The organism is Streptomyces johnsoniae, from assembly GCF_031845565.1.
Lineage (GTDB): Bacteria > Actinomycetota > Actinomycetes > Streptomycetales > Streptomycetaceae > Streptomyces > Streptomyces johnsoniae.
In genome coordinates, this window is record NZ_JAVREV010000002.1 from 427,013 (window position 1) to 449,632 (window position 22,620).

Sequence of the window (22,620 nt, forward strand, 5' to 3'; positions counted from 1 at the left end):
CGTGCGTGGTGCGCCCGGCAGTGGCTTCGGAGCGCTCGGCTCAGAAGTCCATGCCACCGCCCATGCCACCGGCCGCGTCGCCGGCGCCGGCGGCGGCCTTCTCCGGCTTGTCGGCGATGACGGCCTCGGTGGTGAGGAACAGCGCCGCGATGGACGCCGCGTTCTGCAGGGCGGAGCGGGTGACCTTGGTCGGGTCGGGGATGCCCGCGGCCAGCAGGTCGACGTACTCGCCGGTCGCCGCGTTCAGCCCGTGGCCCTGGGGAAGGTTGCGCACCTTCTCCACCACGACGCCGCCCTCAAGGCCGGCGTTCACCGCGATCTGCTTCAGCGGGGCCTCAAGGGCGAGACGGACCGCGGCCGCGCCGGTGGCCTCGTCACCCTCCAGGTCCAGCTTCTCCAGCGCCGAGCCGGCCTGGAGCAGGGCCACGCCACCACCGGCGACGATGCCCTCCTCGACGGCGGCCTTGGCGTTGCGCACCGCGTCCTCGATGCGGTGCTTGCGCTCCTTCAGCTCCACCTCGGTGGCGGCACCGGCCTTGATGACGGCCACGCCGCCGGCCAGCTTCGCCAGGCGCTCCTGGAGCTTCTCGCGGTCGTAGTCCGAGTCCGAGGCGTCGATCTCGGCACGGATCTGGTTGACCCGGCCCTGGACCTGGTCGCTGTCGCCCGCACCGTCGACGATGGTCGTCTCGTCCTTGGTGATGACGACCTTGCGGGCGCGGCCCAGCAGGTCGAGGGTCGCGTTCTCCAGCTTGAGGCCGACCTCCTCGGAGATGACCTGGCCGCCGGTGAGGATCGCGATGTCGCCCAGCATGGCCTTGCGGCGGTCACCGAAGCCCGGGGCCTTGACGGCGACGGACTTGAAGGTGCCGCGGATCTTGTTGACGACGAGGGTGGACAGCGCCTCGCCCTCCACGTCCTCGGCGATGATCAGCAGCGGCTTGCCGGACTGCATGACCTTCTCCAGCAGCGGAAGGAGGTCCTTCACGTTGCTGATCTTGGAGTTGACGATGAGGATGTAGGGGTCCTCGAGCTCCGCCTCCATGCGCTCCATGTCGGTGGCGAAGTAGGCGGAGATGTAGCCCTTGTCGAAGCGCATGCCCTCGGTCAGCTCAAGCTCGAGCCCGAAGGTCTGCGACTCCTCGACGGTGATGACGCCTTCCTTGCCGACCTTGTCCATGGCCTCGGCGATCAGCTCGCCGATCTGGGTGTCCCCGGCCGAGATGGAGGCGGTGGAGGCGATCTGCTCCTTGGTCTCGACCTCCTTGGCCTGGTTCAGCAGGGCCTCGGAGACCTTCTCGACGGCCGCCTCGATGCCCCGCTTCAGGGCCATCGGGTTGGCGCCGGCGGCCACGTTGCGCAGCCCCTCGCGCACGAGCGCCTGGGCCAGCACGGTCGCCGTGGTCGTGCCGTCACCGGCCACGTCGTCCGTCTTCTTGGCTACTTCCTTGACGAGCTCGGCGCCGATCTTCTCGTAGGAGTCCTCGAGCTCGATCTCCTTGGCGATCGACACACCGTCGTTGGTGATCGTGGGGGCGCCCCACTTCTTCTCCAGCACGACGTTCCGGCCCTTGGGGCCGAGCGTGACCTTGACGGCGTCGGCGAGCTGGTTCATCCCGCGCTCAAGGCCGCGCCGCGCCTCCTCGTTGAACGCGATGATCTTGGCCATGTGAAGTGGTCCTCCCAGGACTGGGGTGGATTGCTCCGGACCGCGCTGGCGCCCGCGACGGACGGCCTCGGAACCGGCGGCTCCTTGCGCCGCCCGACCCGTGGACCTCACCGAACCGGTCCTTGCTTGTCACTCTCACCTTCAGAGTGCTAACGCCATGATTAGCACTCTGGCCATGAGAGTGCAAGCAGACAGGGGAGCGAACCAGGTCAGCGCCGCGCCCGCGGCGGCGCGCCACAGAGGCGCACAGGAGCCGCGCGGAGCGCCGGGGCGGGCAACGGGGCGCGGCACGCCCGAAACGGGCGCGAGACGGGCGCAGAGCGCCGCGGAAACGGACACGGAGACGGTCACGGACCGGGCGGGGGAACGGGCGGGGGAACGGGCGGACGGAGCGGGGAAGCGGGCACGAGTAAGGGCCCGCACCCGGATCGGGTGCGGGCCCTTGCGCCAGGCCGCGGTACGGTCGGCTGTTCAGGCGGACACTCGGACCATGTCGGCTTGTGGACCTTTCTGTCCCTGCGAGATCTCGAACTCGACCCGCTGTCCCTCTTCCAGAGTGCGGTAGCCGTCCATTTGGATCGCGCTGTAGTGGACGAACACGTCCGCACCACCGTCTACCGCGATGAAGCCGTAGCCCTTCTCCGCGTTGAACCACTTGACGGTGCCCTGAGCCATTCCTAACTCCCCATTTTGCCGGCCCATTCACGAGACCGCACTTCACGGACCCGGGTCAGACCTCTCAGACCCCACCCCCGGGCGGTCGGGGGGTGTGCGCCGGAACGCGTCGACCGCCGCTGAATGTATCTGGACGGACGCCCAGTGCAACAGGCCATTGGGCAGAGATTTCTCGGCAACCCAGAACGGGCAAATACCGCATACCGCTTGAAAGTTGAACGTTTCATCCGTCGCCAAAAGCGCCAACCCGACAATTGGTGCACCGATTTTTCGCACATTGTTTGCGCGAAGTGTCGTGAATTCACATGCGAGTGGCATGGACGACCGGGGGGACACCGCCACTTTAGCGTCCTCGGACACACGCGACCGCCCCGAACCCGTAGGGCGCGGGGCGGTCGCGGCGGACGGACCTCGGAGGTGCGCCGTCAGCCGCCGGCCACGGCCGGAATGATCGAGATACCCGCGCCGTCGGGAGTCGCCGTGCCCAGGCCATCGGCGAAACGGACGTCGTCGTCGTTCACGTAGACGTTCACGAAACGGCGCAGCTTTCCGTCGTCGTCGAGCACCCGGGCGGCTATGCCCTGGTGGTTGCGCTCAAGGTCGTCCAGGACCTCCCGGAGCGTTCCGCCCTCGGCGGCGACCTCGGCCTGACCGCCGGTGTACGTACGCAGGATGGTCGGGATTCGGACAGTAACGCTCATGATGCGAGGCCAGCCTCTCGGAACGAGTCCAGGTTGGGACGGATGATCGCGGACGGACCGGTGGTCGGCGCCACCGCGTCCAAGGTCTTCAGGCCGTCGCCCGTGTTAAGGACGACCGTCGTCAGCGACGGGTCGAGGAGGCCCGCCTCGATCAGCTTCCCGGTCACGCCCACGGTGACCCCGCCCGCGGTCTCGGCGAAGATCCCTTCCGTGCGGGCCAGCAGCTTGATCGCGTCGACGACCTGCTCGTCGGAGACGTCCTCCACCGCCCCGCCGGTGCGCCGCGCGATGTCCAGCACGTACGGGCCGTCCGCCGGGTTTCCGATGGCCAGCGATTTGGCGATGGTGTCCGGGCGCACCGGCCTGACCACGTCGTGGCCCGCCTTGTACGCCTGCGAGACCGGCGAGCAGCCGGTGGCCTGGGCGCCGAAGATCCGGTAGGGCCGGTCCTCGACCAGGCCGGTCGCGATCAGCTCCTTCAGCCCCTTGTCGATCTTGGTGAGCTGGGAGCCGGAGGCGATCGGGACGACGAGCTGGTCCGGCAGCCGCCAGCCGAGTTGCTCACAGATCTCGTAGGCCAGGGTCTTGGAGCCCTCCGCGTAGTACGGGCGGAGGTTCACGTTCACAAATCCCCAGCCCTCGCCCGCCGGGTCGCCGATCAGCTCGCTGCAGAAACGGTTCACGTCGTCGTAGGTGCCCTCGATGCCGACGACGTCGCCGCCGTAGACGGAGGCCATGACGACCTTGCCCTGCTCCAGGTCGTGCGGGATGAAGACACAGGAACGCAGCCCGGCGCGCGCGGCGGCGGCGCCGACGGCGCCGGCCAGATTGCCGGTGGAGGAGCAGGAGAGCGTGGTGAAGCCGAAGGCGCGCGCGGCCTCGACGGCGTTCGCGACGACCCGGTCCTTGAACGAGTGGGTCGGGTTGCCCGAGTCGTCCTTCACGTACAGGTCGCCGGTGACGCCCAGTTCGGCGGCGAGCCGGTCGGCCCTGACGAGCGGGGTCCAGCCCGGATTCAGATTCGGCTTGTCCGCCACGTCGGCGGGCACGGGGAGCAGCGGGGCGTAACGCCAGATGCTCGCGGGCCCCGAGGCGATCCGGCGGCGCAGCCCTTCGGGGTCGCCGAGCGGCAGATCGTAGGCGATCTCCAGGGGACCGAAACAGGATGCACAAGCGAACGCCGGGGTGAGCGGGAAACGCTCTCCGCACTCCCGGCAGGAGAGCGCGGCGGCGGGGCCGAGATCGGCGGTCGTGGTGACGTGGTGCGCGGAGCCGGTTGCGGTCGGCACAGACATGGGTACGAGGCCCTCCTCCTCATCTTCCCTGCGGCGCCTCTCGCCACAGGCCGGAATTGGCACCTTCCCCACCGGGTCCTCGCATCGTCGCGAGACCGGCGGAAGGGTTGCCGGGGCTTCTACGGGCCGTTCCCTCTGCCCCTCTGGATGAGCGGTATGCAGTTGTGGGCAACAGGCTCCCGATATGCGGAGGACACCTGCGCTGTTCGAGACTGTAACGGACGGCCCCGACAATGGCCCGGGCCGTCCGATCCGCGAGACACGACGGGAGACCGGGAGAATCTCCCAAGAAACCTGTTCCGGCGGGTTCGGACCCCGCCAGGAAGGGGCAGATACGGCCATACAGGTTAAATGTGGCCGAACGCGACAGGAGCGACATTCGTGCTGGAAGAGGCAGAGGAGTGGCTGGCCCGCCGGTCCTGGGACGCCGCTGACCGCCCGCTGGCGCAGCTGTTGCACGCGAAGCGGGCAGCAGGGGCGGCAGGCAGTATCAGCGTGGTACTCCCCGCGCTGAACGAGGAGGCGACCGTCGGGGCCATCGTGGAGGCGCTCCGGCGCGACCTGATGGAGGACGCGCCGCTGATCGACGAGCTGATGGTGGTGGACTCCGGGTCCACCGACCGCACCTCGGAGGTCGCCGCGGCGGCCGGGGCGAAGGTCGTGCACCGCGACGAGATACTGCCGCGGGTCCCGACCGTTCCCGGCAAGGGCGAGGTGCTGTGGCGGTCCCTGCTGGCCGCCAGCGGCGAGATCATCTGTTTCGTCGATGCCGACCTGCGGGACTTCGACTCCCGGTTCGTCTCCGGCATTCTCGGCCCCCTGCTCACCGAGCCGGACGTCCAGCTGGTCAAGGCCATGTACGACCGCCCGCTCGGCGACAACCCGTCCGGCGCCCGCCAGGGCGGCCGGGTGACCGAGCTGGTCGCCCGCCCCCTGCTCAACCTGCACTGGCCCCTGCTGGCCGGCGTGGTCCAGCCGCTCGGCGGCGAGTACGCGGCGCGCCGTTCCCTGCTCGAACAGCTGCCGTTCCCCGTCGGGTACGGCGTGGAGCTGGGCATGCTCATCGACACGCTGAACCTGGCGGGCCTCGACGCACTCGGCCAGGTCGATGTGGGCGTGCGCAAGCACCGGCACCAGGACGGGCAGGCGCTCGGCCGCATGGCGACCGCGATCATGCGGACGGCGCAGAGCCGTCTGCCGGGCTCCGTCATGCCGATCCGTCTCGGCCTGACCCAGTTCGAACGCACCGACGACGGCGGCTTCACGCCGCTGACGCACCCGATCAACGCGGAGGAACGCCCTCCGATGGCCACCATCCCCGAGTACGCCGCCCGCCAGGCCGCATAGCCTCCGGACTCCTGTGGCAGGGCACACGTTTGGGAAGTGATCCGAATGGCTAGTTACCGCGCGTGACTCACGACGAGCACCGAGCACAGTCCCCCGGCCGGCCGGGGCAGGTCCTGGTCGCGTCCAACCGCGGCCCGGTGAGCTTCAGCCTCGGCGCCGACGGCTCCCTGACCGCGAAGCGCGGCGGCGGCGGCCTGGTGTCCGGGCTCAGCACGCTCACCCCGGGCACCGGCACCTGGGTGTGCGCCGCGCTCGGCGAGGGCGACCGCGCCGCCGTGGCGCGCTCCGGCGCACGCCTCGACCCGGCGGACACCGGCGGCCAGGCGGTGCGGATGCTGGACATTCCGGACGGCACGTTCGACGCCGCGTACAACGGCATCGCCAACTCCGTGCTGTGGTTCGTCCATCACCTGCTGTACCAGACGCCGTTCGAGCCCGTCTTCGACGCCGCCTTCGAGGCGCAGTGGGCCGACTACGAGACGTACAACGCGGCCTTCGCCGAGGCGCTGGCCGCCGAGGCGGCGCCGGGCGCGGCCGTCCTCGTGCAGGACTACCACCTGTCGCTGGTCCCCGCGCTGCTGCGGGACCGGCGGCCCGACCTGCGCATCGGGCACTTCACGCACACCCCGTGGGCGCCGCCCGACCTGTTCCGCGTGCTCCCCGACGCCGTCGCCCGCCGCCTGCTGCTCGGCATCCTGGGCGCCGACCGGGCCGCGTTCCACACCCCGCGCTGGGCGCGCGCGTTCGCCGACTGCTGCGCCGACCTGCTGGGCGCCCGGATCGACGGGCAGGACATCCACCACGAGGGCCGCATCACCCGACTGGGCGTACACGGCCTCGGCGCCGATGCCGAGTTCCTGCGCGAGCGGGCGTCGCGTCCCGACGTCGACGAGCGGCTCGCGGCGCTGCGCGCGCAGGTCGGGGACGCGCGGACGATCGTGCGGGTGGACCGCACGGAGCTGTCGAAGAACATCGTGCGCGGCCTGTTCGCCTTCCGCCGCCTGCTGACCGACCGGCCGCAGTGGCGTGGGCAGGTCACGCACGTGGCGTTCGCCTACCCCTCCCGGCAGGACCTGGCCGTCTACCGCGACTACACCGCCGAGGTCTCCCGGGTCGCCGAGGAGATCAACGCGGCGTTCGCGACGGACGGCTGGACGCCCGTGGTACTGCACGTCAAGGACGACTTCGCGCGTTCACTCGCCGCCTACCGGATGGCGGACGTGGCCCTGGTGAACCCGATCAAGGACGGGATGAATCTGGTGGCCAAGGAGATCCCGGTGGTCTCCGAGCGGGGCTGTGCCCTGGTGCTGTCCACGGAGGCGGGCGCCGCCGCCGAGCTGGGCGAGGACGCCCTGCTGGTCAACCCGTACGACATCGCGGGCACCGCCGAGGCCCTGCACCTGGCCCTGTCGATGGACGCGGACGAACGGGACCGGCGCACCAAGCGCCTGTCCGCGGCGGCCACCGCGCTGCCGCCGCAGACCTGGTTCCTCGAACAGCTGGCGGCGCTCGACCCGGCCTGAGCCGCCGGGCCCCGCGCCGTCGTGCGCCCGGTCAGGAGGCGGCGGGCAGGCGGGCGGCCAGCTCAGCGAACAGGGCCGCGACGCCGTGCGGCCCGTCGACCGTGAGGTCCGTGGCCGCGGTCAGCTCGGTGACCTCCGCACTGCCGCTGCACACCCGCAGCCCCGCGACGCCCGAGTCGCGCAGCTCCGCGACGGCCCCGAACGCGGCCAGGTCGCCGAGGTCGTCCCCCGCGTACAGCACGGACGCGGCGGCCGTCTCGCGGGCCAGCGCGGTCAGCGCGGCGCCCTTGTCCATACCGGGCGGGCGCATCTCCAGCACCAGGCGGCCCGGCTCCAGGGCAAGACCGTGCCGCGCGGCCAGCTCCCCGACCGGCCCGCGCAGCGCGGCGAACGCGCCGGCCGGGTCGGCGGCGCGGCGGGTGTGGACGGCCAGCGCGTTGCCCTTGTCCTCGATGAACGCGCCGCTCTCCGCGACAAGACCCGGCAGCTCGGCGCGCGCGGCGGCGACGCCCGCGTGCGGGGGCGGGGCGGTCAGGCGGCCGGTGGCGGCCTCCCAGCGCTCCGCGCCGTACGCGCCGAGAACGACCATCCCGGCGAGTCCGGGGTGGTCGGCGAAGCCGCCGAGGCGGACGGCCACGTCCGCGGGGCGGCCGGTGATGATGGCGAGGACCGCGACCCGCCCGGCGAGCGCGGCGAGCGCGGGCAGGGCGTCGGGGTGCGGCCTCGCCTGCTCGGGGTCGGGGACGATGGGGGCCAGGGTGCCGTCGAAGTCGGCGGCGATCAGGGCCCGGTCGGGGCGGTCGAGGAGGGTGGCGAGGCCGGCGCGGCCGGCGTCCGTCGTGGGTACGGGAAGGCTGCCCATGTACATGACTTTACCGGCGCCCGCGGCGCGCCTCGCGCAGCCTCCTGAGGCGGTTGACGGTCACCGGGTCGTGGGCGAGGGCCCGCGGGTCGTCCAGCAGGGCGTTCAGCAGCTGGTAGTAGCGGGTGGGGGACATGCCGAGGCGCTCGCGGATCGCGCGCTCCTTGGCGCCGGGCCCCGGCCACGACCGGCGCTCGACGGCGAGGACCGCGCGGTCGCGGTCGGAGAGACCGGCCCGCCCGGGAACGCCCGGCTCCCCGCTCGCTTCGTCCGCCCGCCCCCGCTCACCGCTCGCCCCGTTCATCCGGACATTTTATTCGCCGGCTCGGACAGCCTTCGGTGAGTATCGATCCGAGCACCGCCCCCTTTCGCCGAGCGAGGAGTCGCCCCCATGTCTCCCGAATCCACCGAATCCCTCGAAAACCTCGAAAACCTCGAAACCTCCCGCACCGCGCGGGAGATCGCCACGCAGCCCGCGTGCTGGCGGCGCGCCGCGCAGGACGTGGCCCGCACGCGCCCGGCCGGCTTCGCGGGCGCGCTGCCGCGGCCGGGCGAGCGGGTCGCCGTGACCGGCTGCGGCACGTCGTGGTTCATGGCGCAGGCGTACGCGGCGCTGCGCGAGGCGGCGGGGCAGGGCGAGACGGACGCGTTCGCCGCCTCCGAGTTCCCCGCCGGGCGGCGCTACGACCGGGTCGTGGCGCTCACCAGGTCGGGAACGACGACGGAAGTCCTGGATCTGCTGGGCGCGTTGCGGGCGGGCCGCGGGGACGTGCCGGTGCTCGCGGTCACCGCGGACCCGGCGGCGCCTGTGCTCCGGGTCGCGGCGCACGTGGCGGTGCTCGACTACGCGGACGAGGAGTCGGTCGTGCAGACGCGGTTCGCGACCAGCGCGCTGGCGTTCCTGCGGGCCGGGCTCGAAGCCGCGGGGCCGCTGCCCGCGGGCGTGCGGACGGTGGCCGAGGCGGCCCGCGACGCCGAGGCGGCGGTGGCGGACCCGCTGCCCGCGGAGGTGACGGGGGCCGGCCAGTGGACGTTCCTCGGCCGGGGCTGGACCTGCGGTCTGGCGCTCGAAGCGGCGCTGAAGCTGCGGGAGTCGGCCGGTGCCTGGACGGAGGGCTACCCGGCGATGGAGTACCGGCACGGGCCGGTGTCCATCGCGGAACCGGGGCGCGCGGTATGGGTGTTCGGCGCGCCGCCGGATGGCCTGCGGGCGGACGTGGCGGCGGCGGGCGGGCTGCTGGTGGCGACCCCGGAGGGCGAGGACCCGATGGCGGATCTGGTGCGGGCGCAGCGCCTCGCGGTGGCGGTCGCGCGGGCCCGCGGCCTCGACCCGGACCGGCCGCGGAACCTCACTCGCTCGGTCATCCTTTCACAGTGACCCCAGTAGTGGACTAGACCTCTTCCCCCGTCTCGGGCGAGACTTGCGCCTGTGAGTCTCCAGGAGAACTACGTGCTCGCCCTCGACGTGGGCGGCACCGTGCTGAAAGCCGCACTGACGGGGCGGGACAACGAGCCGCTGCACCAGGCACGCCGGCCCACCGCGGGCACCGGCGGACCCGATGCCGTGGTGGCCGGAATCCTGGACTTCGCCGAGGAGTTGCGGGCCACCGGCATCGACCGCTTCGGCGGCCCGCCCGCCGCCGCGGGCGTCGTCGTGCCCGGCATCGTGGACGAACGGACGGGCACGGCCGTCTGGTCGGCCAACCTCGGCTGGCGCGACGTTCCGCTGCGGCGGCTGCTGAGCGAACGGCTCGGCGGCGTCCCCGTCGGCGTCAGCCACGACGTGCGCGCCGGCGGCCTGGCCGAGGGGCTCGTCGGGGCCGGAGCGGGACACGGCCGGTTCCTCTTCGTCGCGCTCGGCACCGGCATCGCCGGGGCCATCGGCATCGACGGGCGCATGGAGCCAGGCGCGCACGGCGGCGCGGGGGAGATCGGCCACATCGTCGTGCGCCCCGGCGGTGCCCGGTGCGGCTGCGGGCAGTACGGCTGTCTTGAGACGGTCGCCTCGGCCGCCGCCGTCGGCCGTGCCTGGGCCACCGCGGCCGGCCTGCCGGGCGCGACCGCCGCCGACGCCGCCAGGGCCGTGGCCGCGGGCGACCCGCGGGCCGAATCGCTGTGGCGGGACGCGGTGGACGGCCTGGCCGACGGCCTGCTCACCGGCGTCTGCCTGCTCGACCCGGCCGTCGTCATCGTCGGCGGCGGCCTGGCCGAGGCGGGCGAGACGCTGCTCGTTCCGCTGCGCGCCGCCCTCGCGGCGAAGGCCACCTTCCAGCGCATCCCACCGATCCTTCCGGCGGCGCTCGGAGACGCCGCCGGCTGCCTGGGCGCGGGCCTGCTCGCCTGGGACCACTGCCAGCTCCCCACGTCTGCGGAGGTTTCCCGATCATGAAGTGCACCGTGCTCACCGGAGCAAAGGTGGTACGGCCCGCCGGGGTCGTCGACAGCGGCCGGGTCACGGTCGAGGGCACGCGGTTCGCCGCGGGCCGCAGGGGCGAGACGGAAGGGGCGGTGGTGACCGACCTGCCGGGGCACTGGATTCTGCCCGGCTTCGTGGACCTCCACCTGCACGGCGGCGGCGGGGCATCGTTCTCCGCCGGCACCGCCGAGGAGGCGCTGACCGTCATCGCCACCCACCGTGCCCGCGGCACCACCACCATGGTCGCCTCCACCGTCACCGGCGACCTGGGCGACCTGGCCAGGCAGGCGGGGGCGCTGTCGGAGCTGGTGGAACAGGGCGACCTGGCCGGCATCCACTTCGAGGGCCCGTTCATCGCCGAGAACCGCTGCGGCGCGCACGACCCGACCCTGCTGCGCGACCCGGACCCGGCGGACGTGCGCAAGCTGATCGACGCGGCCCGCGGCACCGCGCGGATGCTGACCCTCGCGCCGGAACGCCCCGGCGGCATCGACGCGGTGCGGCTGCTGTGCGACAGCGGGGTCATCGCGGCGGTCGGGCACACCGACGCGACGTACGAGACGACGCGCCGCGCCATCGACGCGGGCGCGACCGTCGCCACCCACCTGTTCAACGCGATGCCGCCGCTCGCGCACCGCTCGCCCGGGCCGATCGCGGCGCTGCTCGAAGACGAACGGATCGCCGTCGAGCTGGTCAACGACGGCCACCACCTGCACCCCTCGGTGCTCAGGCTCGCCTTCCGCACGGCGGGCCCCGACCGGGTGGCGTTCATCACCGACGCGATGGGCGCGGCGGGCATGGGCGACGGGCGCTACCCGCTCGGCCCGCTGGAGGTCGAGGTGACGGGCGGCGTCGCGCGGCTGGCCGAGGGCGGCGCCATCGCCGGTTCCACGCTGACCCAGGACCGCGCCCTGCGGCGCGCGGTCACGGTGGACGGGCTGCCGGTCGCCGACGCGGCGCGGGCGCTGTCCTCGACCCCGGCGCGGCTGCTGGGCATCGACGACCGCGTCGGGTCCATCGAGGAGGGCAAGGACGCGGATCTGGTCGTGCTCGACAGCGACTTCGAGGTCAGGGGCGTCATGCGCAAGGGCGACTGGCTGGTGCACCCGTGACCCTGGTGCGCTGTGCCGACCTGCTGGCCGACGCGCACGGCGGCGGCCGGGCGGTCGCCGCGTTCAACGTGATCACCCTGGAGCACGCCCAGGCGGTCGCCGCCGGGGCCGCCGCGGCCGGCGCGCCCGCCGTGCTCCAGGTGTCGCAGAACGCGGTGGCCCACCACGGCCGGCTCGAACCGCTGGCCGCCGCGCTGACCGCGCTGGCGCGCGGCAGCGGGGCGGCGCTCGCGCTGCACCTGGACCACGTGACGGACGAAGCGCTGCTGCGGGCGGCGCCCGCGGCGGGTTTCGGCTCGGTGATGTTCGACGGCTCGCGGCTGCCCTACGCCGGGAACGTGGCGGCCACGGCGGCGGCCGTGCGCTTCGCGCACCGGCACGGGCTGCTGGTCGAGGCGGAGCTGGGCCGCATCGGCGGCAAGCCGGGCGACGCGCACACCCCGGGGGTGCGGACCGACCCGGCCGAGGCGGCGGAGTACGTGCGGGACACGGGCGTGGACGCGCTGGCCGTCGCCGTGGGCAGCAGCCACGCCATGACGCGGCGGACGGCGGCGCTCGACCACGCGCTGATAGCGCGGCTGCGCGCGGCGCTGGGCGTGCCGCTGGTGCTGCACGGCTCCTCCGGGGTGCCGGATGCGGAGCTGCGGCGCGGCGTGGCCGCGGGCCTGACCAAGATCAACGTGGGGACCGCGCTCAACGTGTCGCTGACCGGCGCGGTCCGCGACCGCCTGGCGGCGGACCCCGAGGGGGTGGACCCCCGCCGCTGGCTCGCGGCGGGGCGGGCGGCGATGACGGAGACGGTGGAGCGGCTGCTGCGCGTGCTCGACGGCACGCGCGGCGGGCTCACTGGTCCGTGTTCTCCGTGATGCTCAGCTGGTCGATGACGACGTCGCAGGGGCCGGAGCAGGTCATCTGCACCGTGTTCTGGCCCTCGTTCAGCTCGACCAGGTTGTAGGTGCTCACCCAGCTGGTGTCCCACTCGTCGCTCGCGGTCGCGTAGTCCTGCATGTCGACCGGGTCGTTGCGCGGTGTGCCGTTCACCGAGAACGCCATGCTCTGGCCGTCCGTGATGGTCGCGTAGCCGGTGTAGAAGCGGTACGTGCCGGGCTCGCCGGTGAAGTCGAAGGTCCAGGTGACGGACGAGTTGGGCTTCCCCTGTATGGAGATGTACTGACCGTCCGCGGAGCGCGCCCCCGGGATGTCGGAGGCCAGCGCGGCGCCGTTGCCGAGCTGGACGTCCGCCAGCTCGGCGGCCGGCAGCCCTTCGGGCTCGGTCTCCTCGTCGGTGGGCTCGTCCGTGGGCTCGTCGTCCCCGCCGCCGCCGTCCTCCTCCTCCGGCCCGGTCGGCGTGGCGCCGCCGTCCGCGCCGGGCGACTCGTCGTCGTCCCCGCTGAGCAGGATGGCCGCGCCGATGCCGAGCACGACGGCGACGACCACGGCGATGGCGCCGATCAGCAGCCCGTTGCGGCGCGGCTCCTGGTCGGTGCGGCGCCGTCCCGGCGGGCCGCCCTGCGGCGGCACGCCGCCCGCCTGGGTCTCGGGGGCCGCGTAGTAGGCGTCGGGACGGTGCTGCGGCTGCTGTGCCGGAGGCTGGCGGTAGCCTTGCTGGCCACCGAAGGTACGCTCCCCCACCGGGCGGACCTGGTTGTAGGACGGCTGCCGCGGGGCCGGGCGGGGCTGCCCCTGCGCCTGGCCGCCTTCGGGTCGATAGAGGTAGGCGAACGGGTCGTCGTCGCCCTCATCGGGCGTGCCCCTGCCGTTGTGCCCCGCACTCATCGACTGCTGCTCCTTCGTTACCGCGCTTCCCCCACCTGGCTACGGGCGCGAGCCTACCCCGTTCGGATGAACGGACCGACCGCTTGCGGCCGCGCCCGTTCAGCCCGCGCGCCGCCTGCCCTGTGACCTGGAGCGCTTCTCCACGTACATGCGCTGGTCGGCCGATTCCAGTACCTCTTCGGTCGTCATCCCGCACGCCGCCCAGCCGATGCCGAAGCTCGCCCCGACCCGCACGCCCCTGCCCTCGACGCGGATGGGCGGGATGATGGCGTTGCGCAGGCGGACGGCCAGGTCGGACGCCTCGGCCTGGCCCAGGCCCTCGGCCAGCACCACGAACTCGTCGCCGCCGAGCCGCGCGACGGTGTCCTTGTCGCGCACCCCCTGTTCGAGGCGCCGGGCGACCTCGACCAGCACCGCGTCACCGCAGACATGGCCGAAACGGTCATTTATGGACTTGAAACCGTCGAGATCACAGAAGAGAACGGCCAGACCCTTGCCATCCCCGCCGGGCAGTTCGGGGGTGTACACGTGCTCGTGGTAGTCGTACGGGCGCGGCGGCGGCGTGCCGATCCCCGCGAACGCGTCCGTGGCGCGGCCCGTGACGGGAGTCACGTCCCACCGGTCCGGCGCGGTGGCGCATATCCGGCTGCCGAGCCGGGCGCGCAGCTCCGCGCTGTTCGGCAGGCCGGTGAGCGAGTCGTGGCTGGCCCGGTGGGCGAGCGCCAGCTCGTGGCGCTTGCGCTCCTCTATGTCCTCGACGTGCGTCAGCTGCACCTGCGGGCCGTCCGCGGCGTCCGCGACCACCGAGTTCCGCAGGGAGACCCACACGTACGAGCCGTCGCGGCGGGCGAGCCGCAGCTCGGCGCGGCCACCCTCGGCCGCCGTCCGCAGCAGCACACCGGTGTCCTCGGGGTGGACGAGGTCGGAGAAGCTGTACCGGCGCAGCACGGGGCCCGAGCGGCCGAGCAGCCGGCACAGCGCGTCGTTGACCTTGATCAGCCGCCCGTGGTTCTCGCCGCCCACCTCGGCGATGGCCATGCCGCTCGGCGCGTACTCGAACGCCTGCCGGAAGCTCTCCTCGCTGGCCCGCAGCGCCTGCTGCTCCCGTTCGAGACGGATGAGGGCGCGCTGCATGTTGCCGCGCAGACGGGCGTTGCTGATGGCTATCGCGGCCTGCGAGGCGTACAGCTGGAGCGCCTCGCAGCCCCAGGTCCCCGGGCGGCGGCCGTTGCGCGGGCGGTCGACCTCCAGGACCGCGAGCAGCTCCCCGTCCGATGCGTACATGGGTGCGAAGAGTCGGTCCATCGGGTGCCACTCTTCGGGATAACGGGGCGCAGGACCCGTGGTGTGCCACTGTGGCACGTCGTCGTGGTCGAGGACCCAGCCCTCGGTGTACGGAATGAAGCGGAGCTCGCCCCAGCGCTCCCCCATGGCAAGCCGCCGCTCCCAGGACTCGCGTGAGCCGGTCCGGCCGGCGATCGCGGCCTCCGCCTTGTCACTCCCGGCGACGGCGGCGACGAGGAGGTCGCCGTCGGTTCTGACGAGGTTGACGGCGGCCAGCTCGAATCCGAGTGCGGCGACGGCGCCGTCCGCGATGGTCTGCAAGGTATCCGCCATGCTGCGGGCGGTGTTCAGCTGAGCGACGACCTGGTGCAGCTCCCGCAGCGAGGCGAGGCGCACATATGGCTCCGTCTCCGTTTCCATCACTCCCCCGGCGCGAAATGCACGTGCAGATACACAGGCCACTGAATCACAGGGAGCTGCCCACTAGGTACACAGGGTCAGCAATTAGTTGCCTACTGTGATTCATGTCACACTGCGAAAGTGCTCGGTCGCGGGACGTAGGACGACGTGGGGCCCAACTCTGGTTCCCTGGGCCGATGCACGTGCGCCCCGCCGGACCGTACCGTTTCGTTCGTGTCCCTATCTGCGCAACAGACCGAGTCCGTTCCGCGTCCCGAAGGGCATCCTGTGGGGGTGAGCGAGGAGGAGTTCCGCGGCGCCCTTGCGCGGCTCGCCGCCGGCGTGGTGCTGGTGACGGCCCACGACGAGGAGGAGGGGCCGCGCGGCGCGCCCGCCGGGATGACCGCGACGGCCTTCATGTCCGTGTCCCTCGACCCCCCGCTCGTGCTGGTGAGCGTGCGCACCGGCTCCCGCATGGACGAGGTGCTGGAACGTCAGCCGCTGTGGGCCGCCTCCCTGCTGTCCGAGGAACACAGAAGCCTGGCGGGCCGGTTCGCGATGAAGGGGCGGCTGAGCGACCGGCTGCTGTTCCAGGAGGTCCCGCACGTCCTCGGCGAGAAAACCGGTGCGCCGTTGCTCAAGGGGGCGCTCGCGACCATCGAGTGCGCCACCGAGCAGCGGGTGGCCGCCGGTGATCACACGCTCGTGATCGCCCGGGTCCTCGACGCCGCCGTCCCCGCCGCCCCCGGCGGCCCGCTGCTCTACTACCGAGCCGGCTACCGGCACCTGGCCTGAACTTTCGCGAACGACACCACTTGAACAGGGCCTAATCCCAGCCCTGGTTCCGCGAGCGCCCGCGCTTCAGATCGGCGCGGCGCCGCTTGTCCGCGAGCCGCCGCTCGGTCACGCCGCGCGGCACGCGCCGCGCCCTGCGGGCGGCCGGCGGCGGCGCCGACGCCTCGGCGAGCAGCCCGGCCAGGCGCCTGGCCGCGGTCTCGCGGTTGCGCCACTGGGAACGGTGCTCGGTGGCCCGGACGCTCAGCACCCCGCCGGTCAGCCGCCCGGCGAGCCGGTCGAGCGCCCGCTCCTTCCACACCTCGGGGAGCGCCCGGGTGGCGGCGAGGTCGAACAGCACCTCGACCTGGGTGTCACTGGTGTTGACGTGCTGCCCGCCCGGCCCCGAGGAGCGCGAGAAACGCCAGCGGAGCTCGGACTCCGGCAGGGAGACCGAGCCGCGGATGACATACGGACCGGACATGCGTTCCATGTTCCCCCGGTCGGCCGCGCACCGCACGCCGGTTTTTCCGGCGGATGTGCATGGAACCGGGCCACCCCCTCACATCGTTGGGGGCAGTGAGAGTAACGTCATCGCAAAGGCGACCCTGCGCGAAACGAATAAGGGGATCTACATGGGTGTGAGCCTGTCCAAGGGTGGCAACGTCTCGCTGAGCAAGGAGGCGCCCGGCCTGACCGCCGTCACGGTTGGCCTCGGCTGGGACGTGCGCACCACCACGGGTGCCGACTTCGACCTGGACGCGAGCGCCCTCGGAGTCGACGCGTCCGGCAAGATCGTGTCGGACCAGCACTTCATCTTCTACAACAACCTGGCCACGCCCGACGGGACGATCCAGCACACCGGGGACAACCTGACGGGTGAGGGCGAGGGCGACGACGAGCAGATCAACGTCAACCTCGCGGGTCTGCCCGCGGAGCTGGACAAGATCGTGTTCCCGGTGTCGATCCACGACGCCGACAACCGCGGTCAGAACTTCGGCCAGGTGCGGAACGCGTTCATCCGCGTGATGAACCAGGCGGGCGGCACCGAGATCGCCCGCTACGACCTGACCGAGGACGCCTCCACCGAGACCGCCATGGTCTTCGGCGAGCTGTACCGCAGCGGCGCGGAGTGGAAGTTCCGCGCGGTCGGCCAGGGCTACGCCTCCGGCCTGGCGGGCATCGCGCAGGACTTCGGCGTCAACATCTGAGGACGCCTCCGGGATCGGTGAGCGGCCGGCGGCCCCACGGGGGCGCCGGCCGCTTCGCGTGCGCGGGCCGTCGGGCCCCGCCGCGGTCAGCTCTCCACGCGCAGGCCCAGCTCGGCCGCGAGCCGGGGGGCCAGGTCGAACAGCTGGGCGGGGCTGATCACCGCGCCGGACAGCCGGTCCACGCCCCGGGCCAGCTCCAGGTGCACCGCGCCGCGCAAATCCACATCGCGCAGCGTCGCCGCGTGGAAGTCGGCTCCGCGCAGCTCGCAGTCCTCGAACGACACCCGCTCGCACCGCGCCCCGCCGAAGTCCGGCTCGACCAGCACACAGCCCACGAAGGCGACGTCGGTCAGCCTGGCCTGCCGAAGGTTCAGATAGTCGATCTTCCCGCCGCGCACCAGCACCCGGTCGAGCTTGGCGCCGCCGAGCTGCACCCCGCCCAGCCGGCCGTCCTGTATCTCCACGTCCCGCAGCTGCGCCTCGGAAAGCACCGTGCCCACGCCGCGGACGCCCGCCAGGAGGCTGTCGACGATCCTGGCGCGCTTCAGCCCGGCCTCGTCCAGCACACAGTCCCGCAGCGCGCAGTCCAGGAAGTGCGCCCCCGGCGCGTCCGCGCCGCTCAGGTCGAGGCCGGTGAACTCCATACCGTCGTAGTCGCCCTCGGGCGCCAGGCCGTCCGCACCGAAGGGGTGCAGCTCAGGCAGGGAGTAGACCGGCGGCTTCGGCCGCTTCACCGCGTTTCGTCGCGCCATGGGCCCATCCTCGCCCCTGCCACTGACAGCCGCCCCACCCCTTGACTTCAAGAGAGCTTGAAGTCGGAGGCTGGGGCGTGCCCGCACCGAACGAGGAGTACGCCCATGCGCGCGATCCACCTGCACGCCTTCGGCCCGCCCGAGAACCTGCGCTACGAGGAAATACCCGACCCGGAACCCGCCCCCCGGGCAGGTCCGCGTCGCCGTGGCCGCGGCAGGGGTGCACGTCGTGGACACCCGCCTGCGGTCCGGGCCGGTGAACGGCAGGTTCCCGGCGCCAGAACTGCCCACCGTGCCGGGCCGCGAGGTGGCCGGAACGGTCGACGCCGTCGGCGAAGGCGTACCGGCGTCCTGGCTCGGGCGGCGCGTCGTCGCCCACCTCGGCATGGTGCCGGGCGGCTACGCGGAACGCGCCGTCACCACCCCCGACCGCCTCCACCCGCTGCCGGACTCCCTCCCCGCCGACCGCGCCGTCGCCATGGTCGGGACCGGCCGCATGACCATGGGCATTCTGCGCTTCGCCGACCCGGGGCCCGGCGACACCGTGCTGGTCCTGGCCGCGGCCGGCGGCATCGGCGCCCTGCTGGTGCAGCACGCCAAGCGGCGCGGCGCCGCGGTCATCGGCGCCGCGGGCGGCAAGGCCAAAACGGGCGCGGTGCGGGACCTGGGCGCCGACCTGGCCGTCGACTACACCGCGGCGGGCTGGACCGACCGCATCCGCGCCACGTTCGGCGACCGTGCCGTCACCCACGTCTTCGAGGGCGTCGGCGGCGAACTGGGCCGGTCCGCGCTCCGCCTCCTCGGCCCAGGCGGCCGGCACGTCGCCTACGGCTGGTTCGCCACGAACGGGGACGCGGACGACGGAGACGCGGACGACGGCCTGGCCGGGCTGCCGGAACGCGAACGGGCCGAGCGCGGGATCGACTCGACGCTCGTGGTCGGGCCGCGGCTGTTCGAGAAGATCGGCGGCGAGGAGAACCTGCGCGTTCTGGAGGAGGAGGCCATGGCGCACGCCGCGGCGGGCACCCTCGTGCCGCTCGTGCACCATTTCCCCCTTGCCGAGGCGGCCGCGGCCCACCGTGCGCTGGAGTCCCGGGCCACCATCGGCAAGGTCGTGCTCATCCCCTGAGCCACCGGGCTCAGGGCGCGGCGCAGGACGGGTCGTGCGCCTCGTACAGCTTGGTCATCAGGCCGTTCAGCAGTCGCTGCTCCTCGCCGGTGAGAGGGGTGAGGAAGCCGGCCTCCTCACCGGCCAGGAGGAGGGTCAGCTCGTCGAGGAGGCCCGTGCCCCGGCCGGTGAGGGTGACCACCTGCTTGCGGCGGTCGGCGGCGCTGCGCTCGCGCCTGACGAGGCCGAGACCTTCCAGCTTGTCGACGACCGCCACCATCGTCGTGCGGTCGAGCGAGGCGAGGCGGCTCAGGTCGCGCTGAGACAGCGCCCGCCCCTGGGCGAAGCTCATCACCCGCATGTCCCGACCGGTGATGCCGAAGCGGCTGAGCACCCTGTCGATCCGGTCGCGGGCGACGTCACCGAGACGCAGCACCATGTAGGCGGTCGAGGAATGGATCAGCTCTGCCGCCGCGGGCCGTGTCGTCATGCCGTCCACGCTACGGGGTGGCCCGCGCAAAATCAGTCAGCTACGCTGAACGTCAGCATTGCTGACGATCTGGAGGCCGACCCATGTCCGCAGCTCGCCGCGGCGACACCGCCCTCCGCGCGACCCTCGTCGTGATGGGCCTGATCACCGCCACTCCCGCACTCGCTCTCGTCGACGGCCACGCCCTGGAGTGGACCTACGGCGTGGCCGACCCCGAGCCCATGACCGAGGCACTGCTGCGGCACCGCGGCATGCTCCAACTGCTGCTCGGCGCCGCGCTGGTCTGGGCCGCGTTCTTCCGCCCCGCCCGCCCGGCCGCCGCGCTCGCCGCCGTCGTCGGCAAGGGGGCGTTCCTGCTCCTGCTGCTCCCCGACCCGGCGCTGCGGGCCGATCTGGCGCCGTTCAGCACCGTGTTCGACCTCGCGTGCATCGCGCTGCTCACCGCGCTCGGGGCGCACCGGCTGCACCGGTCCCACCGGGCGCGTGCGACACCCCCGGTGGAGGTCGCGTGAGCCGCTGCCGCCGCATCGTGGCGGACCGCTACGGCGGCTGACCGCGCCTCGCCCCCGTCCGCACCTCCGCCCGGTCCCCGGGCGTTCACATACCGCCGGAGAACCGCATGAACCTCGTCACCGCCAGCCGGATCGTGGCCCTGCTGGTCAGCGTGCCCACCTTCCTCTACCTCTTCCCGAACGACGGGTTCCGCGGCGACAACCTCTTCCTCGCCCCCGACCTGATCCTGTGCGCGCTGCTCACCCTGGGCGCCGCGCTGCCCGCCCGGCACGCAGTTCCGCTGCTGACCTTCGCCTTCGGCCTTTCGGCCGGAGTCATCACCACGGCGGTCTCCTCGTACGCGGTCGGGGGCGAGTTCGCGTTCCTCACCTTCGCCGCCGCGCTGGCCTCCGTGGTGATGGCCTGGCTACTGGCACGGCGCGGCGCCGCCGCCACGGCGGCGGCACGGCGCCCGCTCGACATCCCGCCGGTGCCCGTCCCCTGACGGGCCGGGCTCTCAGTACCGGGCCACCGGTACCGGGCCACCGGCACTGAGCCTCAGACTCGCACCGCCTCCACGAGCACGAGGCGCTCGGGGAACTGCACGGGCGCCCGCACCCCGACCGCGTCCAGGGCCCGTCCCGGCAGCGTCACGCCCTCGCCCCACCAGGCCAGCGCGGTCGAGGCCGGACCCCGCCTGCGGTCGCCCGGCGCCAGCGGCGCCACCCGGTAGTCGGCGGCCGGGTCGAGGCCGGGCAGCCGCACGCGCCCGGGCGGGGACACGACACTCGTCGCCACCTGCACCAGCGCGTACACGGCGCGCGAACGGTCCTGCGCCACCACACCGTGCACCCACAGCGCCGGGTCGGGGTGGTCGCCGCGCACCACCTCGCCGCTGTGCAGCAGCCCGCGCAGCTCCTTGTAGAGGTCGATCCACTCGCGCAGCGCCGCGCGGTCCTCCTCGCCGGCGCGCGTCAGATCCCACTCCATCCCGAAGTGGCCGAACAGCGCGGTCCCGGCTCGGAACGCGAGCCCGTGCGTGCGCCCCGTGGTGTGCGCCTCCGGCGCGCCCACGTGCGAGCCCATCAGCTCCGGCGGCAGCAGCAGGCCGGTCCAGCGCTGGATCTGCTGCCGTTCGAGCGCGTCGATGCAGTCGCTGGTCCACACCCGGTCGGTCCGCTCCAGGATGCCCAGGTCCACCCGGCCGCCGCCGGAGGAGCAGGACTCGATCTCAAGTCCGGGGTGGCGGGCCCGCAGTTCGTCGAGCAGCCGGTACACGGCCGTGGTCTGCGCGTGCACGCCCGCCTGGCCGGTGGGGCTGTGCCCGGCCTCGACCAGGTCCCGGTTGTGGTCCCACTTCAGGTAGGTGAGGGAGTACTCGGAGACGATCGCGTCCAGCCGTTCCAGGATGTAGGCGTACGCCTCCGGGTGCCCGAGGTCGAGAACCTGCTGGTGCCTAGACTCCGGGGGCAGCCGGTCGCCCGTCGCCAGAATCCAATCGGGGTGGCTGCGGGCCAGGTCGGAGTTCGGGTTGACCATCTCCGGCTCAACCCACAGGCCGAACTCCAGGCCCAGGCCGCGGACGTGCTCGGCCAGCGGGTGCAGCCCCTCCGGCCACACCCCCTCGTCCACGTACCAGTCGCCGAGCCCCGCGTGGTCGTCCCGCCGGCCGCGGAACCAGCCGTCGTCCAGCACGAAGCGCTCGGCGCCGACCTCGGCCGCGATGTCCGCAAGCTCCTTGAGCTTGCCCAGGTCGTGGTTGAAGTAGACGGCCTCCCACACGTTCAGCGTGACCGGGCGCGGTGTGTGCGGGTGGCCAGCGCGGGCCCGCAGGTGGCCGTGGAAACGGCCCGCCAGCTCGTCGAGACCGCGGCCATAACTGCCGTACACCCACGGCGTGGTGTACGACTCGCCGGAGCCGAGCGCGATCTCGCCGGCCAGCAGCAGTTCGCCGCCGCCCAGCAGCGCCTCACCGGCGTGGGTGCGCTCGGCCAGCGAGCGGTGGTTGCCGCTCCATGCCACGTGCAGGCCCCATACCTCGCCCGCGCGGAAGCCGAAGCCGGGCTCGCCCGCGACGTGCACGGTGGCGGCGTCGGTGCCGGTGCGGCCCTTGCGGTTCTCGCGCAGGTGGGTGCCGATGGTGAACGTGTGCCGCTGCGGGGTCCGCTCGCGCAGGTGGCGGCCGGTCATGTCGAGCAGCTCCGTGGCCCGTTCCGGCACGGGCAGGGTCAGCAGGACCCCGGAGAGCGTGAACGGGGCGGCCTCGGCGGCGGCCCTGCTGGTGACGGTGGCCCGCTGCCTGACCAGTCCGGAGTCGGTCAGCTCGACCTCCAGGCGCAGTTCCAGCTCGGCCGTCACGTCCTCGGCGACAGCGGTCACCGTGCGGCCCGCCACGTGGAAGGAGGTGACCGTGAACGCCGTGGAGAAGTCGGCGCCCGCCCGGTGCCCGGTGAGGCCGGGGGTGCCCAGCCAGCCGGCCGAGTGCTCGGGCAGCAGGCCGACCGGCACCACGACGTCGACGTTGTTGGAGGCGATCTGCGGCACCGTGGCCAGGGCGAGGGCCGCGAGGGCGTCCTGGGACAGCTCGCCCAGGTCCTCCCCCCAGTGCACGACCCGGGGCAGTCCGCTCCCGGAACGGTCCAGCACCAGGCTGGTACCCGCGGAGCGGAGGTGGAGGAAGGGCTCGTCGCGCATCTGAGATCCCCTGATCGATCCTGTTCGGTCTTGTGCGATA

The 22,620-nt window shown here is 72.9% G+C and carries 23 protein-coding genes and 1 riboswitch; of the genes, 11 read left to right on the forward strand and 12 right to left on the reverse strand.

Going from position 1 to position 22,620, the window contains the following annotated elements; genetic code table 11:
- Positions 1–40: 40 nt before the first annotated feature.
- The 4 genes from groL to thrC form a co-directional block, all read right to left on the reverse strand.
- Complete coding sequence (gene groL / locus RM779_RS05075) at positions 41–1,669, reverse strand: chaperonin GroEL (protein WP_311616190.1); 1,629 nt, start codon at positions 1,667–1,669, stop codon at positions 41–43.
- A gap of 471 nt (positions 1,670–2,140) precedes the next feature.
- Positions 2,141–2,344, reverse strand: coding sequence for a cold-shock protein (locus RM779_RS05080; protein WP_010035953.1), 204 nt, complete (start codon positions 2,342–2,344; stop codon positions 2,141–2,143).
- Between the two features lie 425 nt (positions 2,345–2,769).
- Positions 2,770–3,045: a MoaD/ThiS family protein gene (locus RM779_RS05085; RefSeq protein WP_311616195.1), complete on the reverse strand. Its 276-nt coding sequence runs from the start codon at positions 3,043–3,045 to the stop codon at positions 2,770–2,772.
- Positions 3,042–4,340 (reverse strand): threonine synthase, encoded by a 1,299-nt coding sequence (thrC, locus tag RM779_RS05090; RefSeq protein WP_311616196.1) that lies wholly within the window; start codon positions 4,338–4,340, stop codon positions 3,042–3,044. The genes RM779_RS05085 and thrC overlap by 4 nt, the downstream gene beginning before the upstream one ends.
- 16 nt (positions 4,341–4,356) lie before the next feature.
- Positions 4,357–4,494: riboswitch (SAM riboswitch) on the reverse strand.
- Positions 4,495–4,721: 227 nt separating this feature from the next.
- Here thrC and RM779_RS05095 point away from each other — a divergent pair.
- Together RM779_RS05095 and RM779_RS05100 are read left to right on the forward strand one after the other, a co-directional pair.
- Positions 4,722–5,687, forward strand: coding sequence for a glucosyl-3-phosphoglycerate synthase (locus tag RM779_RS05095; RefSeq protein ID WP_311616197.1), 966 nt, complete (start codon positions 4,722–4,724; stop codon positions 5,685–5,687).
- Between the two features lie 62 nt (positions 5,688–5,749).
- Positions 5,750–7,210, forward strand: coding sequence for an alpha,alpha-trehalose-phosphate synthase (UDP-forming) (locus RM779_RS05100; protein ID WP_311616198.1), 1,461 nt, complete (start codon positions 5,750–5,752; stop codon positions 7,208–7,210).
- 31 nt (positions 7,211–7,241) lie between these two features.
- Here RM779_RS05100 and otsB read toward each other — a convergent pair whose 3' ends face one another.
- Both otsB and RM779_RS05110 read right to left on the reverse strand, forming a co-directional pair.
- Positions 7,242–8,072 (reverse strand): trehalose-phosphatase, encoded by an 831-nt coding sequence (gene otsB / locus RM779_RS05105; protein WP_311616200.1) that lies wholly within the window; start codon positions 8,070–8,072, stop codon positions 7,242–7,244.
- A 10-nt stretch (positions 8,073–8,082) separates the two neighbouring features.
- Positions 8,083–8,376: a DUF3263 domain-containing protein gene (locus RM779_RS05110; RefSeq protein ID WP_311616202.1), complete on the reverse strand. Its 294-nt coding sequence runs from the start codon at positions 8,374–8,376 to the stop codon at positions 8,083–8,085.
- A gap of 87 nt (positions 8,377–8,463) precedes the next feature.
- Between RM779_RS05110 and RM779_RS05115 the strand changes: the two genes are divergently transcribed.
- From RM779_RS05115 to RM779_RS05130, 4 genes are read left to right on the forward strand one after another with little or no spacing between them, the layout of a single operon-like run.
- Positions 8,464–9,450 carry an SIS domain-containing protein gene (locus RM779_RS05115; protein WP_311616203.1) on the forward strand — a complete coding sequence of 329 codons (987 nt, stop codon included), beginning with the start codon at positions 8,464–8,466 and terminating at the stop codon, positions 9,448–9,450.
- 51 nt (positions 9,451–9,501) lie between these two features.
- Positions 9,502–10,461, forward strand: a complete 960-nt coding sequence (locus RM779_RS05120; protein WP_311616205.1) for an ROK family protein — start codon at positions 9,502–9,504, stop codon at positions 10,459–10,461.
- Positions 10,458–11,600: an N-acetylglucosamine-6-phosphate deacetylase gene (nagA, locus tag RM779_RS05125; RefSeq protein ID WP_311616206.1), complete on the forward strand. Its 1,143-nt coding sequence runs from the start codon at positions 10,458–10,460 to the stop codon at positions 11,598–11,600. Before RM779_RS05120 ends, nagA begins: the two co-directional genes overlap by 4 nt.
- Positions 11,597–12,466: a class II fructose-bisphosphate aldolase gene (locus tag RM779_RS05130; RefSeq protein WP_311616208.1), complete on the forward strand. Its 870-nt coding sequence runs from the start codon at positions 11,597–11,599 to the stop codon at positions 12,464–12,466. Before nagA ends, RM779_RS05130 begins: the two co-directional genes overlap by 4 nt.
- Here the strand turns inward: RM779_RS05130 and RM779_RS05135 are convergent.
- The gene (locus tag RM779_RS05135) at positions 12,444–13,376 is read right to left on the reverse strand and encodes a carbohydrate-binding protein (RefSeq protein WP_311616209.1); all 933 of its coding nucleotides are present in this window, start codon (positions 13,374–13,376) and stop codon (positions 12,444–12,446) included. The two genes, RM779_RS05130 and RM779_RS05135, sit on opposite strands and share 23 nt — an antisense overlap.
- 99 nt (positions 13,377–13,475) lie before the next feature.
- Positions 13,476–15,080 carry a diguanylate cyclase CdgB gene (cdgB, locus tag RM779_RS05140; protein WP_311616210.1) on the reverse strand — a complete coding sequence of 535 codons (1,605 nt, stop codon included), beginning with the start codon at positions 15,078–15,080 and terminating at the stop codon, positions 13,476–13,478.
- A 273-nt stretch (positions 15,081–15,353) separates the two neighbouring features.
- On the opposite strand from cdgB, the gene RM779_RS05145 reads away from it, so the two are divergent.
- Positions 15,354–15,854 carry a flavin reductase family protein gene (locus RM779_RS05145; RefSeq protein ID WP_394813223.1) on the forward strand — a complete coding sequence of 167 codons (501 nt, stop codon included), beginning with the start codon at positions 15,354–15,356 and terminating at the stop codon, positions 15,852–15,854.
- 31 nt (positions 15,855–15,885) lie between these two features.
- Here the strand turns inward: RM779_RS05145 and arfB are convergent, their stop codons facing one another.
- Positions 15,886–16,317 carry an alternative ribosome rescue aminoacyl-tRNA hydrolase ArfB gene (gene arfB, locus RM779_RS05150; RefSeq protein ID WP_394813224.1) on the reverse strand — a complete coding sequence of 144 codons (432 nt, stop codon included), beginning with the start codon at positions 16,315–16,317 and terminating at the stop codon, positions 15,886–15,888.
- Between the two features lie 151 nt (positions 16,318–16,468).
- Between arfB and RM779_RS05155 the strand changes: the two genes are divergently transcribed.
- On the forward strand, positions 16,469–17,044 hold the full coding sequence (locus tag RM779_RS05155) for a TerD family protein (protein ID WP_311616216.1): 576 nt from the start codon (positions 16,469–16,471) through the stop codon (positions 17,042–17,044).
- A gap of 86 nt (positions 17,045–17,130) precedes the next feature.
- Here RM779_RS05155 and RM779_RS05160 read toward each other — a convergent pair whose 3' ends face one another.
- Entirely contained in the window at positions 17,131–17,796 is a 666-nt protein-coding gene (locus RM779_RS05160) for a pentapeptide repeat-containing protein (RefSeq protein WP_311616218.1), read from the reverse strand.
- 205 nt (positions 17,797–18,001) lie between these two features.
- On the opposite strand from RM779_RS05160, the gene RM779_RS05165 reads away from it, so the two are divergent.
- A complete protein-coding gene (locus RM779_RS05165; RefSeq protein WP_311616220.1) occupies positions 18,002–18,925 on the forward strand; it encodes a zinc-binding dehydrogenase in 924 nt (307 codons plus the stop codon).
- Between the two features lie 10 nt (positions 18,926–18,935).
- Here the strand turns inward: RM779_RS05165 and RM779_RS05170 are convergent, their stop codons facing one another.
- Positions 18,936–19,394, reverse strand: coding sequence for a MarR family winged helix-turn-helix transcriptional regulator (locus tag RM779_RS05170; RefSeq protein ID WP_311616221.1), 459 nt, complete (start codon positions 19,392–19,394; stop codon positions 18,936–18,938).
- 83 nt (positions 19,395–19,477) lie between these two features.
- Here RM779_RS05170 and RM779_RS05175 point away from each other — a divergent pair, with 83 nt between their 5' ends.
- Positions 19,478–19,906: a hypothetical protein gene (locus RM779_RS05175; protein WP_311616222.1), complete on the forward strand. Its 429-nt coding sequence runs from the start codon at positions 19,478–19,480 to the stop codon at positions 19,904–19,906.
- 107 nt (positions 19,907–20,013) lie between these two features.
- Positions 20,014–20,391 (forward strand): hypothetical protein, encoded by a 378-nt coding sequence (locus RM779_RS05180; protein WP_311616224.1) that lies wholly within the window; start codon positions 20,014–20,016, stop codon positions 20,389–20,391.
- A gap of 53 nt (positions 20,392–20,444) precedes the next feature.
- Here the strand turns inward: RM779_RS05180 and RM779_RS05185 are convergent, their stop codons facing one another.
- Positions 20,445–22,580 (reverse strand): alpha-galactosidase, encoded by a 2,136-nt coding sequence (locus RM779_RS05185; protein ID WP_311616226.1) that lies wholly within the window; start codon positions 22,578–22,580, stop codon positions 20,445–20,447.
- Positions 22,581–22,620 lie beyond the last annotated feature (40 nt).